Below are 15,617 nucleotides of genomic sequence, written 5' to 3' on the forward strand. Positions count from 1 at the left end.
GGGTCACGCGGTGCACGCCTCGGCGATCGAGAGACTGTTCTCGTAGAGGTGGTGCCGCGTGACCCGGCCGTCCTCGACGGTGAGGCGCAGCGCGAAGGGGCCCGCGAAGGACTTGCCGGTCGCGCGCACGGTGCCCGAGAGGTGCCCGAACAGGACGGCGTCGGTGCCGTCGACGAGGAAGGTGTCGAGGGAGGCCCTGGCGTCCTCGGCGACGGTGTGCTCGGCCATCTCCGCGGCCTGCGCGGCACACTCGGCGCCGGTGGAGCGCGGGCGGATCCACGGGACGACGGGGTTCTCGGCGAGCAGCCAGTCGACGTCGTCGGCGAACAGCTCCACCATCCGCTCGGTGTCCCCGGTGAGCCGGGCCTGGAGGAACTCCTCGACGACGGAGCGGGTGCGGGCGGCGATGTCGGTGCTCGTGGCGTTCATGGGGCCCTCCTCGGGGTGCGGCTCTCGGCTGATGTGTCCGATCCTGCCGGGAAGGCGGAGAGCGGTCGATTACCGCGGAGGTAATCGCCCACCCGTCTCAGTCCTGGAACAGCTGGTCCTCCTTGTCCCGGCACAGGGCGTGGGCCGCGCCCATGATGCGGGACGTCTGCTTCTTGGTGGTGCCGAGCCGGCGCGTGGACTCGGTGAACTGCTCGCCGAGCGCGGCCCCCCGGACGGTGCACAGGGCGTCGCCCTCGGCGACGAGCGCGTCGTCCTTGATGTGGTCGAGGTCCGGGTAGTGCTTCCGCAGCGTCTTCAGGAAGAACGCGGCCGCGGGCCCTTGCAGTCCGCGCCCCACGGGGCTGGGTGACGCGCTCACCGACGGTGACGCGCTCGCGGAAGAAGCGGAAGGAGCGGCCGGGGCGGACGAGTCGTCGGACGGGCCGCATGCCGTGGTGCCGAGGGCGACCGCGGCGAGCAGGACGACGAGCCGGGAGCGGGGCAGACGCTTGCGCATGAATCTCCTGATACGTGAGTGAACAGGAGATATTCTCACGGCCGTTACCGTGGTGGACGCGAGAGTCCGCCCAGGGGAGGAGAGAGCGCCGTGACGCTCAAGGTCGTGGGTCTGCGCCGTTATCCGGTGAAGTCGATGCTCGGCGATGTGCACGACCGGCTGGAGGTCCACGAGCGCGGCGTCGTGGGTGACCGGGTGTGGGCGCTGCGCCACGCCGACGGCAAGCTCGGCAGCGGAAAGAACCACGCACGGTTCCGCCGCATCCCGGGACTGCTCGACCACCACGCGGCGTACGACGAGGACGGTCTGCCCGTCGTCACCGCGCCGGACGGCGCCGCGCTGCGCCCCGGCGACCCCCGCATCCCCGAACGCTTCGGCGCGGGCGTCGAGCTGGCCCGGGAGGGGCCGGACAGCGGGCCGGAGGGCCACAAGGACGTCTCCGCCGTCTCCCTCGTCGGCACCGCCTCGCTCCGCGCGCTCGGCGATCTGCTCGGTGACGCCGACCCCGTCGACGTACGGCGGCTGCGCAAGAACATCGTCGTGGAGACCGAGGAGCCCTGGGTCGAGGAGAACTGGATCGGCCGCGAGATCGTCATCGGCGGCGGCGAGGGGGCGGAGCCGCTGCGGCTGCGCGGGGTCAAGCGCGTCAAGCGCTGCGTCATGGTCACCCAGGCCCAGCCCGGCCTCCCCGTGGACAACCGCGTCCTCAAGACCCTCACCGCCGTCCGCGGCATGTGCATCGGCATCCACACGGACGTCGTGACGCCCGCGGCGGTCGCCCTCGGCGACACGGTGGTGGTCCTGTGAACCGCCGTACCGCCTCGGCCCTGCTCGCCCTGGTCACCGTCCCCGCGCTCCTGACCGGCTGCGAGACCGGCTCCGAGGACACGGCGGAAGGCGGGGCGGGGTCCCGCGCCGAGGCCGGGTCCGCACTCGCCGCCGTCGACACGCTCACCGTCAAGGGCCGTGCGCCGAAGACCGGTTACGACCGCGACAGGTTCGGCAGCCCGTGGGCCGACACCGACTCCAACCGCTGCCCGACCCGGGACGACATCCTCAAGCGGGACCTGAAGGACGTCCGGTACCAGGGCGGTGAGTGCCGGGTGGTCTCCGGGAAGCTCGCGCCCGACCCGTACACGGGCAGGGAAGTGACGTTCCGGCGAGGCCGCAGCCAGGTCGACATCGACCATGTCGTGGCGCTGTCGGATGCCTGGCAGAAGGGCGCGTTCCGGTGGGAGCCGAGCAAGCGCATAGCGTTCGCCAACGACCCGCTCAACCTCCTCGCGGTCGACGCGGGCACCAACCGCGGCAAGAGCGACGGCGACACGGCGACGTGGCTGCCGCCGAACAAGTCGTACCGCTGCGCATACGTCGCCGGACAGGTCGCGGTGAAGAAGAAGTACGGGGTGTGGGTGACCGCCGCGGAACGTGACGCGATGCGAAAGGTTCTCGGGGCCTGCCCCGACGAGAAACTCCCGTCGGGCGACGCCCCGACGAAGGCCCCGCCCCGCTTCCGTGCCCCGTAAGGGGCCTTTTTAGGGGCGCGGGGAACTGCGCGACCAGCGCAAAGGCGGTCCGCAGTCGCCGGCGAGCCCGGGGCGGGCAGACGCGTCTGCGGGGTTTCGGTCCGTTGGCCCGCCGCGGGCTATCGGGGGCTGGCCGCGCAGTTCCCCGCGCCCCTGGTGGGGCACCGTCGCCCCTGTCGCGCCGCAGGAAAAACCGATACCGCCGACCCCGCAGGATGCGTACCGTGCGGCACATGGACCTCAAGATCACGACCTTGGCCGAGCGGCCCGACCTCGCGGGCCCCCTCTGGGACATGGCCGAGGACTGGCCGGAGTTCATCCTGCACGACCCGGTCGGCTGGTCGTTGATCGGACGGATCGTCAAGGACCTTCCGGAGTACGTCCTGGTGGCCACGGACGAGACCGGCGCGGGCGGGACCGGCGCGGGCGGGACCGGCAAGGTCATAGCCCGTGCGTTCAGCGTGCCGCTCGCCCTGCGCGCCCGCGGCGCGGGCGAACTGCCCGACGGCGGCTGGGACCAGGTCCTGCTGTGGGCGTTCTCCGACCTGCGGCACGGCAAGACCGCCGACACGGTGAGCGCCATCGAGATAACCGTCGACGAGGCGGCGCGCGGCAAGGGCGTATCGGGGAGGATGCTCGCGGCGATGCGGGACAACGCCCGTGCGCGCGGCTTCACCGAGGTCGTCGCGCCCGTGCGGCCGAACGCCAAGCACCTCGAACCGGCCGCGCAGATCGACGAGTACGCGTACCGCACCCGCGAGGACGGCCTGCCGCACGACCCGTGGCTGCGGGTGCACGTGCGGGCGGGCGGCGTCATCGAGAAGGTCGCGCACGCCTCCATGACGGTGTCCGGGTCGACCGCGCAGTGGCGCGAGTGGACCGGGCTGCCGTTCGACGAGGAGGGTCCTGTGGAGGTGCCGGGCGCGCTGGTGCCGGTCCACTGCGAACCGGCGCGCGGCTACGGCGTGTACGTCGAGCCGAACGTATGGGTGCGGCACACGCTCTGAGCGCCCTGAGCGCCCCGAGCGCCCCGAGCGGTCCGAGCGGCCCGAGCGGCGTCAGCCGCCCAGCTTGTCCATGTCGATGACCTTGCCGGTGGGCGGCGCGGTCTTCACGGGCTTGTCGTAGTCGCTGAACGTCAGGTACTCCGGCTTCGCCACACCCCTGTCGACGATCTTCAGCAGGTACGGCTTGCCCTTGGTGGCGACGTAGATCGTGTACTTGTCCTTGGCGTCATGGGCGTCGATCTTGATGGCGGGCGTGCCGTCGAGGGTGGTCGTCGCGCCCTTGCGGGCGTTGGAGTTGATGCCCTCGAAGTCCGTGAGCAGTTCGTCGAGATCGCACATGCCGGTGATGTCCTTCGCGTCGGCGCCCGACGCCTTCGTCTTCGCCCAGCGGCCCGCGAGCATGTCGACCACGGCGTCCGTCTCGTCCTTCGGCTCCCCCTTGCTCTGGGCGCGCAGGAACTTCTCGTCGTACTTCATGTAGACCGTGTCGTCGCCGGGCACGATCAGGTCGAACGACCCCTCGTCGCCCACCGCCAGCTTGCCCGCGCACTTGCCCGAGGTGTCGAGGGCCAGGTTCATCTTCATCAGGCCGGACTCGTCGTCCGACACCTCGCCCGCGAGCTTCAGCGACTCGGCGCCCTTCGTCGCCTTGACGGCCTTGTCGACGATCTGGGTGCCCGACATGCCCGCGAAGGGCTCCTTCGGCTTGTCGTCCTTCTCGGAGCCACAGGCCGTGAGGCCGACGGCGGCGGCGACGAGGCAGGCCGCGACGGCGGCGGTACGGCGCGGGTGGTGACGGTGACGCATGGGAATCCCCCCAGGGAGCTCGTTCGGTGGGGACATCAGACCAGGTCCCTGTGAACCGAGTCAACACGGGTATGGGTGAGCGTTGAGTTAACGCCGTGAAGCGGCCCGTGCCGCTGATCTCCTGGGTATGCTCGACCCCGCGCGACTGACCCCGCGCACGACGCGCGACTGACCCCGCGCACGAGGGGAGCTGCCAGATGACGCCGCGGGACGACGCGACCGAAGTCACCGCCGCCGGGATCGCCCGCCTTGCCGGGGTGGGCCGCGCCGCCGTCAGCAACTGGCGCAGGCGCCACGGCGACTTCCCCAAACCCGTCGGCGGCACCGACACCAGCCCCTCCTTCGCGCTCGCCGAGGTCGAGCGGTGGCTGCGCGGCCAGGGCAAGCTCGTCGACGTCCCGCTCCGCGAACGCGTCTGGCAACAGCTCGCCGGACACCCCGCGGGCCCCGTCACCGCCCTCCTGCACGCCGGCTGCGTCCTGCTCCTGATCCGCGACAAGCCGTCCGCCTGGCTCGCGGTGAGCGCCGTGTCCGACGAACGGCTCGCGCAGCTCCTGCCGGACGCGCTCGACGAGGTGGTGGCGATGCGGTTCGGGGTGCGGCGCAGGCGCGCCGTCCACGTCCCCGCGCCCACCGAACTCCTGCCGTCCGCCCCGCTGTTGCGCGGAGTCGCCGAGCTCGCGGCCGAGCTCGGCGCGAAGCAGACGTACGAGTTCCTGCTCGGCCGGCAGACCGACGCCAACCCCCGCCAGTACACGCTCACTCCGGCAGGGCCCGCCGAGCTGATGGCGCGGATCGCCGAGAGCAGGGCCCCCGCCCGCACCGTCCTCGACCCCGCCTGCGGCACCGGCGCCCTCCTGCGCGCCGTCACGCCCCGCCCCGACCAGTACCTGTACGGCCAGGACAGCTCCCCGGAGCTCGCCGCCCTCACGGCGCTCCGGCTCGCCCTGCACTCCGACGCGACCGTGCGCACCGCCGTCGCCGACACCCTGCGCGCCGACGCCCACGAGGGCCGCAAGGCCGACGCGGTCCTCTGCCACCCGCCGTTCAACGAACGCAACTGGGGCCACGACGAACTGGCCTACGACCCCCGCTGGGAGTACGGCTTCCCGGCCCGCTCCGAGTCCGAACTCGCCTGGGTGCAGCACGCGTTGGCCCGCCTCACCGACAGCGGCACCGCCGTCCTCCTGATGCCGCCCGCCGCCGCGTCCCGCCGCTCGGGCCGCCGCATCCGCGCCGACCTGCTGCGCCGTGGCGCGCTCCGCGCCGTCATCGCCCTGCCGGCCGGCGCGGCACCCCCGTACAACCTGCCCCTGCACGTCTGGGTGCTGCGCAGGCCGGACCCCGCGGCCCGGCCCGCACCCGAGCTGCTGCTCGTGGAGACGGCGGGACTGCTCGCCGCCGACGGCCGCGACAAGCAGCTGTGGCCCGCCGTGCGGGACGCCGTGCTCGACGCCTGGCAGCACGTCGAGCGGCACGGCACCCTCGACGAACGCCCCGGCTCGGCCCGCTGCGTGCCCGTGCTCGAACTCCTCGACGACGAGGTCGACCTGGCCCCCGCGCGCCGCCTCCCGCCACCCGCCGAATCCGGCGGCGGCACGGAGCTCGCGACCGTACGCGACGGCCTGGGCGAGGCGCTGCGCCGGGCCGCCGACCTCACACCGCCGCAAGGCGACCTGACCCCGGCGGCCGCCGACACCGCACGTCCGCCGCTCACCACCGTCGGCGAACTGGCCCGCGCCGGCGCCCTGACGCTGCACACCGGCACCGGCGCGGGAGCCGCGGGCACCCCCGTCCTCACCGACCACGACGTGCTCACCGGCGCCGCCCCCTCGGGCATCGCGCACGAGGGCCCGGCGGACGACGACCCCGTGCGCACCGCACCCGGCGACGTCGTCGTCCCGGTCTTCGGCGGCGGCGCCGCGGCCCGCGTGGTCGACGAGGCCACCGCGGGCGCCGCCCTCGGCCGCGGCCTGGCCCTGCTCCGCCCCGACCCGGCCGCCCTCGACCCGTGGTTCCTCGCCGGGTTCCTGCGCGGCACCGCCAACCACCGCCAGGCGAGCAGCTACGCGTCGACCGCCGCCCGGCTCGACGTCCGCCGCCTCCAGCTGCCCCGGCTGCCGCTCGCCGGACAGCGCGGCTACAGCGAACGCTTCCGGCGGCTCGCCGACTTCGAGGACGCCCTGCGCCATGCGGCCCGGCTCGGCGACCGGCTGGTGCGCGGCATGCACGACGGTCTGACGGAGGGAACCCTTCCGCCCGGGGCCGCGTGACCAGTACGACAACGGTTCGGTACACCCGGGACCGGTCGCGCCGGACGGCCTATACGCTCGAACCCTCAACCATTCGTTCATCGGGCACCAGGAGCAGCCATGCACGGCCAGGGCTACGCGCCGCCGCAACCACAGCCCCCCTCCGGGGGGACGCATGTGACGCTGCGCGTGCTGTTCGTGGTGCTCGCGGTGCTGTCCTGCGGGCTCCTCTCCTGGGCCGCGATGCTGCGGCTCGCCCTCGTGACCCGCAAGTCGTACGACTGGGTCGTCCTCGGCCTCGTGACGGCCCTCGACATCCTGGCCCTCGTGCTCGTCGGCATCGACCCGGGCGAGGAGGAGTTCCAGGGCCCCGGCAACGCCGGCATGATCGTGACGCTCTGCACGATGGTCGCCGCCGTCGCGTACTACCTGTTCGCGGACATACGCCACTTCAGCCCGTACCGGCAGCAGCCGCAGTTCACCGGCTACGCGCAGCCGCAGCCCTCGTACGGCTATCCGCAGCCGCCCGCCCCGGCCGCGCCCGCCCCGACCGTGCCAGGACCGGTGCACACGCAGCCCACCCAGCTCGGCCACCCGCCGTTCCAGCAGACCCCGCCGCCCGCGCGCCCCGCCCCCGCCCGCATCCACCAGGTCAGGGCCGAGCTCGACGAGCTGAGTGACTACCTGCGCAAGCAGGAAGGCGGCAGCTGACTGTGCGCGTCGTCGCCGGGCGCTACGAACTCTCCACGCTCATCGGCCAGGGCGGCATGGGCCAGGTCTGGACGGCCTACGACCAGCGCCTGGACCGGCGCGTCGCCGTCAAGCTGCTCAGGCCCGACCGGGTCGCGGGCGCCGAGGCCGAGGAGCTGCGCCGCCGCTTCGCGCGCGAGTGCCGCGTCACCGCGCAGGTCGACCACCCCGGCCTCGTCACCGTGCACGACGCGGGCAGCGAGGGCGAGGACCTCTACCTAGTCATGCAGTACGTCGACGGCGCCGACCTCGGCGACCACCTCGCCGAGCACGACCCCTACCCCTGGCAGTGGGCCGTCGCCGTCGCCGCCCAACTGTGCGCCGTGCTCTCCGCGGTGCACGCCGTGCCGATCGTCCACCGCGACCTCAAACCGCGGAACGTGATGGTCAAGCAGGACGGCACCGTCTCCATCCTCGACCTCGGCATCGCCTCGGTCATGGACACCGACACCACCCGCCTCACCCACACCGGGTCCCCCATCGGCAGCCCCGCCTACATGGCCCCCGAACAGGCCATGGGTGGCGCGGTCGGCCCGTACACCGACCTCTACGCACTCGGCGTCCTGCTGCACGAACTCCTCAGCGGCGACGTGCCGTTCTCCGGATCCACCGCCCTCGGCGTCCTCCACCGCCACCTCTACGAACCGCCGCTGCCGGTCCGCCGACTGCGCCCCGAGGTGCCGGAGGCCCTGGAGACCCTCGTCCTGCGGCTCCTCGCCAAGGACCCCCAGCACCGCCACGGCAGCGCCCAGGAGGTCTACGAGGAACTGGCGCCGCTGCTGCCCGCCCGCGGCATCCCCTCCGGCCGCCCCCTCGACCCCACCCGCCCCTTCCTGCGCCCGCACGCGCCGTGGCCGGACCGCGCGACGACGCCCGCACCCGCCCCCGACATGCCGCCGCACCCCCCGGGAGCACCGGGCACACCCCCCGGGCAGGACATCGCCCGGGCCGTCGAGGACGTCAAGCGGCTCCTCGGCGAGGGCCGCATCACCCAGGCCGTGGACATCCTCGGCGCGATCCTCCCGGCCGCCGCCGCCAAGCACGGCGAGCACTCACCCGTCGTCCGCACCCTGCGCAAGCAGTACGCCGCCACCCTCATGGACGACGGCCAGTACCGCCGCGCCCTGCCCGAACTGCGGCGCCTCGCCGACGAGCGCGCCGCCGAGTCCGGGCAGGCCGACCCGCACTCGCTCCAGTTCAGGTACGAGGCCGCGCAGTGCCTGGAGCAGCTCGGCGAGCCGGCCGCGGCCCTCGCCGAGTACCGCGCGCTGCTCCCTTATTACGAGAACCAGTACGCGACGGAGGACCGCCACCAGTCCCTGGAGATCCGCCGCCGCATCGGCCAGCTGCTCCTCGCCCTCGGCGACCGGCATGCCGCCCACGACACGCTGGCCAGGCTGCTCCACGACGCGGAGCTGCTGCACGGTCCCGGCCACCCGTTCCCCGCGGAGATCCGGCGCACGCTCCAGTGGCTCGGACAGGTGCGCGGTTAGCGACGGGCGGTGGAGTGGTGCCGGGTGCCCGAACTCCGGCCGAATCGTTGGTCGAATGGCTGGCCGAGAAGACGGCCACTGCCTACCATCGATCACTGCCGGACTTTGTGCACCGACGCACAAACTCGTAGCAGGGAGGCCCACCTTGCACCGCCGCAACAGCCGTCGCACCGCGCTCATCCTCTCCGCCGCCGCGCTCGCCGCGGCCCCCCTCCTCACCGCCTGCGGGAGCGAGGCGCACCCAGGCGCCGCGGCCGTCGTCGGCGGCGACCGCATCACGGTCGCGCAGCTGGAGGGCCGGGTGAACGAGGTGCGCGAGGCGCAGCGGGCCGCCATCCCCGACGACGCGCAGTACTCGCAGGCCATCGCCAAGTCCGGCGGCCTCACCCGCAGCACGCTGCACACGATGGTGCTCGACAAGGTCCTGCACCGCGCTGCCACCGACGCCGGGGTGAGCGTCACGCGCCGCGACATCCAGACCATGCGGGCCGCCATGGAGCAGCAGGAGGGCGGCAAGAAGGCCCTTGAGCAGTCCTGGCTGCAGCAGTACGGCGTCGCTCCGGCGCGCCTCGACGACAGCCTGCGCACGGAGATCGAGGCGCAGAAGCTCGCGAAGAAGCTGGGCGCGGACATGCAGTCGCCCGAGGGCCAGGCGGTGTTCTGGAAGGCCCTGTCGGCCGCATCCAAGAAGCTCGACATCGACCTGAACCCGCGCTATGGCGCATGGGACGTCGACAAGAACAAGCGCACGGACGCGAAGACCCCGTGGGTGCGCGAGGTCACCGACGCCGGGGCACCGACGGAGGAACAGCCGGCGTAAGAGGCGGCGCAGGGGTATAGAGGAGGGCCGCTGGCGGGCTGGGTTACGTTCGACGGGTGAACGAGACCGAGACCACGCCCCCGGCCGACTCCGCCGACGCGCCCGCCGGCCGCGTCATCCTGCTGACCTCCAGCCACCGGGTCGCGCCCGGCCTCCTGTCCTGGCCCGCCTGGCAGGCGCTGCACGGCGCCGACGCGGTGCTGTGCGCCGACGCCTCCCACCCGCAGCTGCCGTATCTGCGCGAGGCGGGCGTGCGCGTCGAGGAGGCCGCGCCCGGTGCGCAGGAGCTGGTCGACGCCTGCGCGGGCGGCCGCACGGTCCTGGTCGTCGCGACCGCCGAGGGCGACCGGGCACTCACGGACGGCCTGGCCAGGCTCGCGGGCTCAGGCCGTGTCGCCATGCCGGATTTGGAGCTCCTCCCCGGGTCGTACGACCTGCCGGGCGCCCGCCTGCTCGACCTGGTCCAGGTCATGGACCGGATCCGCGACGAGTGCCCGTGGTCCTCGCAGCAGACGCACAAGGGCCTCGCGAAGTACGCGATCGAAGAGGCGTACGAACTGGTCGAGGCGATCGAGGAGGGCGACAGGGAGGAGCTGCGCGAGGAGCTCGGCGACGTCCTCCTCCAGGTCGTCTTCCACGCGCGGATCGCCGAGGAGGCCTCCGGCGAGGACGGCGACGAGGCGTTCTCCATCGACGACGTCGCGGGCGGCATCGTCGAGAAGCTCATCCACCGCCATCCGCACGTCTTCGGCGACGACTCGGCGGACACGCCGGAGGACGTGAAGGCGCACTGGCTCCGCACGAAGGCGGAGGAGAAGCAGCGCACGTCGGTCACCGAGGGCATCCCGCTCGGCCAGCCCGGCCTCGCGCTGGCCGCGAAGCTGGCGTCCCGGGTGCGGACGGCGGGCCTTGAGGTGGAGGTGCCCTCCGGGCAGGGCGTCGGCTATGAACTGCTCGCCCTGGCCCTGCGCGCCGAGGCGGAGGGCGTCGACCCGGAGGCGGCACTGCGCGTCGCCGCCCGGGCCTACCGGGACGCGGTTCGCTCCGCCGAAGGGGCGGGCGCTTAGTACGGTTGCCCTTCAGGCGGTCGGACCGGCTTGGGGGGCGTGTGTGGCAATGCAGTTGGAGGAGCTGGCCGCCGAGGCGGCGGATGTCCTCGTGGCGGCGATGTGGGGCAACGAACGCCGCTGGCGGTGGGTCCGGCACGAGTTCGCGGAGTTCCTCCGGCAGTCGGGCGCCGATGCCGGCGAGCATGATCTGGACATCGACAGGATGCGGGCGACGTCGCTGGACGGCAACCCGGACGCGATGCGGCGGTTCTGGGCGGGGGAGCTGGGCAACTGCCTCCGGAACGGCGACCTGCTGCGGGCGAGCCGCCTCGGCGTCATCGTGGTCGACTCCGCGCTCGCCTCCCGCTGGGCCGTGGCACCGGCGGCGGGCGACGAGCCGGACAAGGCGCGGGACGCCGGGGCCGCGGACACCACCGGCGACTTCTCCATCGACTACACACCCCCCACCTGGTACACCGCCGCCCAGTCCGAAGGCGGGCAGGAGTCCGCCGCGCAGGGCGACCCCGCCACGCGGAACTCCGTCACCGGCGGCGCGCAGAGCACCGTCGTGCAGGCCGACTCCATCGGCTCGCTCACCGTCAACGCCCCAGCCCCGTCACCCGCACCCCAGCACGCCGCCGCCGACGGCTGGCCCCGCCTCGACGGGCTCCGCCGCCTCGGCCTCGGCGTGCGCCCCACCCGCAGACCGGCCGGTACGACGGCGCTGCCGCCCTACATCACCAGGGACTGCGACGACGAGCTGACCGTCCTCCTGAAGCAGGCCGTGCACTACGGCGGCCTCGTCATCGTCACGGGCGGCCCCCTCTCCGGAAAGACCTCGACGGCGTGGGCGGCCCTGCGGGCGAGCGTGGCGGAGGACACCCGGGTCTTCGTCGCGGGCGGCGGAGCGAATCTGAGCGACCTGCCGGACCAGCTCCGGGGCCGGGAGGCCACGGGCACCCACGTGGTGTGGCTCGACGACCTGGACGGCCACCTCGCGGAGCCCGGCACGCCCGGCGTCCTCGCCCGGCTCACCCACGACCGCGTGCTGGTCCTGGCGACGATGCGGGACGAGGCGTACGACCGACACCGCTTCGGACACCATCCGGCCGCCCGGGTCCTGAGCGTCGCGCAGACCGTCGAGGTCCCCACACGGTGGAGCGAGGCGGAGCTGGCGCGGCTCGCGACGGCCGACGACCCGCGCCTGACGGACGCCGTCCGCTGGCGCGGGGACCTCGGCGTCACGGAGTTCCTCGCACTCGGCCCGGACCTGTGGGAGGAGTGGCGCAGGGCGCGCCGCGTGGGCGCGCGGCTGCTGGGCCACCTCCTGGTGCGTGCGGCGATCGACCTGGCGCGGTGCGGGCTGACCCGGGGCGTCACGCCGAAACTGCTGAGGCGGGTCCAGGAGGAGTACGCCCTTGAAGGCCTCTCCGCGACCGAGGCGCGGTCCGAGGAGGCGTTCGAGGAGGCGCTCGCCTGGGCCACCGCGCCCCGGCACGGCGTGACGGGCCTGCTCGTACCGGGGGAGTGGCCCGGCACCTGGCGGGCGTGCGGCTCGCTGATCGCGGACGCGGCCCGCTCCGAGGTGACGGCGCCGGCGCCGGTGCCGGACAGCGTGTGGATCCGCGCGTACGAGGAACTGGAGCCGCACGAACCGGCCGAGCTGCGCGACCTGGTGGCCGCCTTCCGGCTGACCCTCGTGCCCCGCGCCGCGAGCGGGGACGTGGACGCCATGTCGTGGCTCGGACTGCTGGCGGGGGACGAGGGGGACACGGCGGCCGCGGAGGACTGGTTCCGCAAGGCGGCCGACCGCGGGCACTCCCGTGCGGCCGGCCGCCTCGGCCACCTCCTCGCGACCCGGGTCGCGTACGAGGAGGCGCTCCCCTATCTCACGGCCGCCACGAAGGCGGGCGAGACCGGGGCGGCCGCGCTGCTCGGCCAGGTCCACCAGCACCTGGCCGTCCACTACTTCCGCATCGCCGAATCCGAGGGCGACCCTTCGGCCCCCCGCCGCCTGAAGGGCCCCCTCCGCCCCACAGGCCCCCCTTCCCCCCACCCTCCGGACCCCCACTTCGACTGACACCTCCCGGGCCCGCCACCGACGCCCGCCCGGAACCGGCTCCACCCGACGGGCCGCCCCCCGGGGCATGGACCGAACCCGGCTCACGGCCGGGCCCGGAGACCCGGCCCGGAGCCGCCCCTCCCGACTGGCCCCTGGGAGGGGCCCCCAAGCCACGGCCCACGCCGGGCCGGGCCGGAACACCGACCGGGGCCCGCCCGCCCCCGCCCAAGGAAGAGCTCCGGCTCCCCCTAGGGATACGGTCGCCGCATGCACGACCAGCCGTCCGCGACCTGCCCCGCAGGAGCCACCCCCGCGCCCGGGGCGATTCCGCAGCCCGACCTCTTCAGCTGGGAGTTCGCCACCGATCCCTATCCCGCGTATGCCTGGCTGCGTGAGCACGAGCCCGTCAGCAAGCAGCGGCTGCCCAGTGGGGTCGAGGCCTGGCTGGTCACCCGGTACGCCGATGCCCGGCAGGCTCTCGCCGATCAGCGGCTCAGCAAGAACCCCGCCCACCACGCCGAGCCCGCCCACGCCAAGGGCAAGACCGGCATCCCGGGCGAGCGCAAGGCCGAGTTGATGACGCATCTGCTCAACATCGACCCGCCGGACCACACCCGGCTGCGCCGCCTCGTCGCGAAGGCGTTCACGCCCCGCCGCGTCGCCGAGTTCGCGCCCCGGGTGCAGGAGCTGACGGACCAGCTCATCGACCGGTTCGCCCGCGAGGGCAGCGCCGACCTCATCCACGAGTTCGCCTTCCCCCTCCCCATCTACGCCATCTGCGACCTGCTCGGCGTCCCCCGCGAGGACCAGGACGACTTCCGCGACTGGGCGGGCATGATGATCCGGCACGGTGGCGGGCCCAGGGGCGGTGTCGCCCGGTCCGTCAAGAAGATGCGGGGCTACCTCGCCGAGCTCATCCACCGCAAGCGCCTCGAACCCGGCGACGACCTCATCTCCGGCCTCATCAAGGCCTCCGACCACGGCGAACACCTCACCGAGAACGAGGCCGCCGCGATGGCCTTCATCCTTCTCTTCGCCGGCTTCGAGACCACCGTCAACCTCATCGGCAACGGCGTGTACGCGCTGCTCACCCACCCCGAACAGCGCGAGCGGCTGCAGCGGGCACTGGACGACGGCGACACCGGCCTCCTGGAGACCGGCATCGAGGAACTGCTGCGCTTCGACGGGCCCGTCGAGCTCGCCACCTGGCGGTTCGCGACCGAGGCGCTCACCATCGGCGGACAGGACATCGCGGCGGGCGACCCCGTCCTCGTCGTGCTCGCCGCCGCCGACCGCGACCCCGCCCGGTTCGACGACCCCGACACCCTCGACCTCTCCCGCCGTGACAATCAGCACCTCGGATACGGGCACGGCATCCACTACTGCCTCGGCGCCCCGCTCGCCCGCCTGGAGGGCCGCACCGCCCTCGCGACGCTGCTGCGCCGCCTTCCCGACCTGCAACTTGCCGCGGACCCCGCCGATTTGCGGTGGCGTGGCGGGCTGATCATGCGAGGACTGCGCACCCTGCCCGTGGAGTTCACAACCGCACAGAAAACGGTGTCCGGCGTACACCCCACTGACGAGCCGTCAGGACTGTGATCTTCACGTGATCTCGGCTGCATCGACTTGTGACAAGCGTTCGACTGCGGCTACGTTCACGACGACTTGAGCGCCCCAGGCGCCCAAGTCGTCGCTGCAGTCTCCTGAAAGGCACCCGCATGCTCTCCGGTCATGGTCGTCACCGACGCCCCCGCCAAGCCCCGGCCCTCATCGTCGCGGCAGGTGTCACCGGATCAGCCATCGCCATCCCGCTGCTCGGCGCCACCAGCGCGAGCGCCGCCGAGACCACCACGTGGGAGAAGCTCGCCGAGTGCGAGAGCGGCGGCGCGTGGAGCGCCAACCCCGGCAACGGCTACTACGGAGGCCTCCAGCTCTCCCAGGAGACCTGGGAGGCGTACGGCGGTCTCGACTACGCGACCAGCGCCGACCAGGCCAGCCGCTCGCAGCAGATCGCCGTCGCCGAGAAGATCCTCGACGCCAAGGGCACCGCGGCCTGGCCGAGCTGCGCACCGATCGCCGGGCTCAGCCAGGACGGTGCCGCGGCCGACGTCGACCCGGGCGGCCCCATCGCCCCGACGCCCTCCGACTCGACGGGTCCGGCCGACTCCAAGGGCTCCAAGGGCCCTGAGGGTTCCAAGGACTCCGAGGCCCCTGAGAAGGGGACGGGCAAGCCTTCTGACGAGGCCACGGACTCCGCCGACCCGGAGCGGCCCTCCGGCGACGCGAGCGACACGCCCGCCTCCGGCGACAGTTCGCGAGAGAAGAATCACGAGGAGTCCGGCGAAAAGGACGGCAAGGGCGGTAAGGACGGCAAGGGCGACGCCGAAGGCGCCGAAGGTGCCGAAAACGCCGACGGCAAGGGCGACTCCGGCAAGTCCGGCCAGAAGGACACCACTTCGCCCACGCCCGAGAAGTCGACCGACCCGGCCGACGACGCCACGGACCCCAACGGCTCCTCGTCCGGCCGCCACCGCGGCGACCGCGCCGACGAGAACGACAGCGCCGGCGACCGTCCCGGACGGCACGCCTCGCGCGGCGCCGACCGCTCCGAGAAGCTCGCCGACGGCACGTACACCGTGCGCTCCGGGGACAACCTCTCGGTCATCGCGGACGACTTCGGGGTCGACGGCGGATGGCACGAGCTCTACAGCGAGAACAAGAAGACCGTCGGAGGCGACCCGGACCTCATCCTCCCCGGTCAGAGCCTCGATGTGGGCGAAAAGTAACGGAAATTGACGATGCGTCTGCGGGGGACTTGGCATGTGTTGTCCGGTTTGGCGCGAGTGAGAGATGGGTCTCAGAAGCCCTGATCGTCTTTGAAATTCGGTGGGGAGCGTGTCTACGG

General features: G+C 73.2%; 14 protein-coding genes. 11 read left to right on the forward strand and 3 right to left on the reverse strand.

Translation table 11 applies throughout. The features are described from left to right. Positions 1-3 precede the first annotated feature (3 nt). Positions 4-429, reverse strand: a complete 426-nt coding sequence (locus ACZ56E_RS36560) for a nuclear transport factor 2 family protein (RefSeq protein ID WP_471221076.1) — start codon at positions 427-429, stop codon at positions 4-6. Positions 430-526: 97 nt separating this feature from the next. After that, positions 527-946 (reverse strand): hypothetical protein, encoded by a 420-nt coding sequence (locus tag ACZ56E_RS36565; RefSeq protein ID WP_471221078.1) that lies wholly within the window; start codon positions 944-946, stop codon positions 527-529. Between the two features lie 90 nt (positions 947-1,036). Between ACZ56E_RS36565 and ACZ56E_RS36570 the strand changes: the two genes are divergently transcribed. From ACZ56E_RS36570 to ACZ56E_RS36580, 3 genes are all read left to right on the forward strand, one after another. Then, entirely contained in the window at positions 1,037-1,753 is a 717-nt protein-coding gene (locus ACZ56E_RS36570) for an MOSC domain-containing protein (protein ID WP_471221080.1), read from the forward strand. Continuing rightward, positions 1,750-2,472, forward strand: coding sequence for an HNH endonuclease family protein (locus ACZ56E_RS36575; RefSeq protein ID WP_471221082.1), 723 nt, complete (start codon positions 1,750-1,752; stop codon positions 2,470-2,472). Before ACZ56E_RS36570 ends, ACZ56E_RS36575 begins: the two co-directional genes overlap by 4 nt. Before the next feature lie 233 nt (positions 2,473-2,705). Further along, positions 2,706-3,479 carry an N-acetyltransferase gene (locus ACZ56E_RS36580; protein WP_471221084.1) on the forward strand — a complete coding sequence of 258 codons (774 nt, stop codon included), beginning with the start codon at positions 2,706-2,708 and terminating at the stop codon, positions 3,477-3,479. A 51-nt stretch (positions 3,480-3,530) separates the two neighbouring features. On the opposite strand, the gene ACZ56E_RS36585 is transcribed toward ACZ56E_RS36580, so the two are convergent. Continuing rightward, positions 3,531-4,286, reverse strand: a complete 756-nt coding sequence (locus ACZ56E_RS36585) for a hypothetical protein (protein WP_471221086.1) — start codon at positions 4,284-4,286, stop codon at positions 3,531-3,533. A gap of 197 nt (positions 4,287-4,483) precedes the next feature. Between ACZ56E_RS36585 and ACZ56E_RS36590 the strand changes: the two genes are divergently transcribed. The 8 genes from ACZ56E_RS36590 to ACZ56E_RS36625 all read left to right on the forward strand — a co-directional run bounded on the left by ACZ56E_RS36590 (position 4,484) and on the right by ACZ56E_RS36625 (position 15,498). Further along, positions 4,484-6,559: an N-6 DNA methylase gene (locus ACZ56E_RS36590; protein WP_471221088.1), complete on the forward strand. Its 2,076-nt coding sequence runs from the start codon at positions 4,484-4,486 to the stop codon at positions 6,557-6,559. Between the two features lie 99 nt (positions 6,560-6,658). Then, positions 6,659-7,249 carry a hypothetical protein gene (locus tag ACZ56E_RS36595; protein WP_471221090.1) on the forward strand — a complete coding sequence of 197 codons (591 nt, stop codon included), beginning with the start codon at positions 6,659-6,661 and terminating at the stop codon, positions 7,247-7,249. A 2-nt stretch (positions 7,250-7,251) separates the two neighbouring features. Next, positions 7,252-8,781: a serine/threonine-protein kinase gene (locus ACZ56E_RS36600; protein ID WP_471221092.1), complete on the forward strand. Its 1,530-nt coding sequence runs from the start codon at positions 7,252-7,254 to the stop codon at positions 8,779-8,781. Positions 8,782-8,926: 145 nt separating this feature from the next. Then, positions 8,927-9,601: a SurA N-terminal domain-containing protein gene (locus ACZ56E_RS36605; RefSeq protein ID WP_471221094.1), complete on the forward strand. Its 675-nt coding sequence runs from the start codon at positions 8,927-8,929 to the stop codon at positions 9,599-9,601. Positions 9,602-9,657: 56 nt separating this feature from the next. Further along, positions 9,658-10,668, forward strand: a complete 1,011-nt coding sequence (locus ACZ56E_RS36610) for a nucleoside triphosphate pyrophosphohydrolase (protein WP_471221096.1) — start codon at positions 9,658-9,660, stop codon at positions 10,666-10,668. A gap of 43 nt (positions 10,669-10,711) precedes the next feature. Continuing rightward, positions 10,712-12,730 carry a sel1 repeat family protein gene (locus ACZ56E_RS36615; RefSeq protein ID WP_471221098.1) on the forward strand — a complete coding sequence of 673 codons (2,019 nt, stop codon included), beginning with the start codon at positions 10,712-10,714 and terminating at the stop codon, positions 12,728-12,730. Between the two features lie 249 nt (positions 12,731-12,979). Further along, positions 12,980-14,311 (forward strand): cytochrome P450 family protein, encoded by a 1,332-nt coding sequence (locus ACZ56E_RS36620; protein WP_471221100.1) that lies wholly within the window; start codon positions 12,980-12,982, stop codon positions 14,309-14,311. A 119-nt stretch (positions 14,312-14,430) separates the two neighbouring features. Continuing rightward, positions 14,431-15,498, forward strand: a complete 1,068-nt coding sequence (locus ACZ56E_RS36625) for a LysM peptidoglycan-binding domain-containing protein (RefSeq protein WP_471221102.1) — start codon at positions 14,431-14,433, stop codon at positions 15,496-15,498. Positions 15,499-15,617 lie beyond the last annotated feature (119 nt).

Source organism: Streptomyces sp. NPDC039480, from assembly GCF_055597165.1.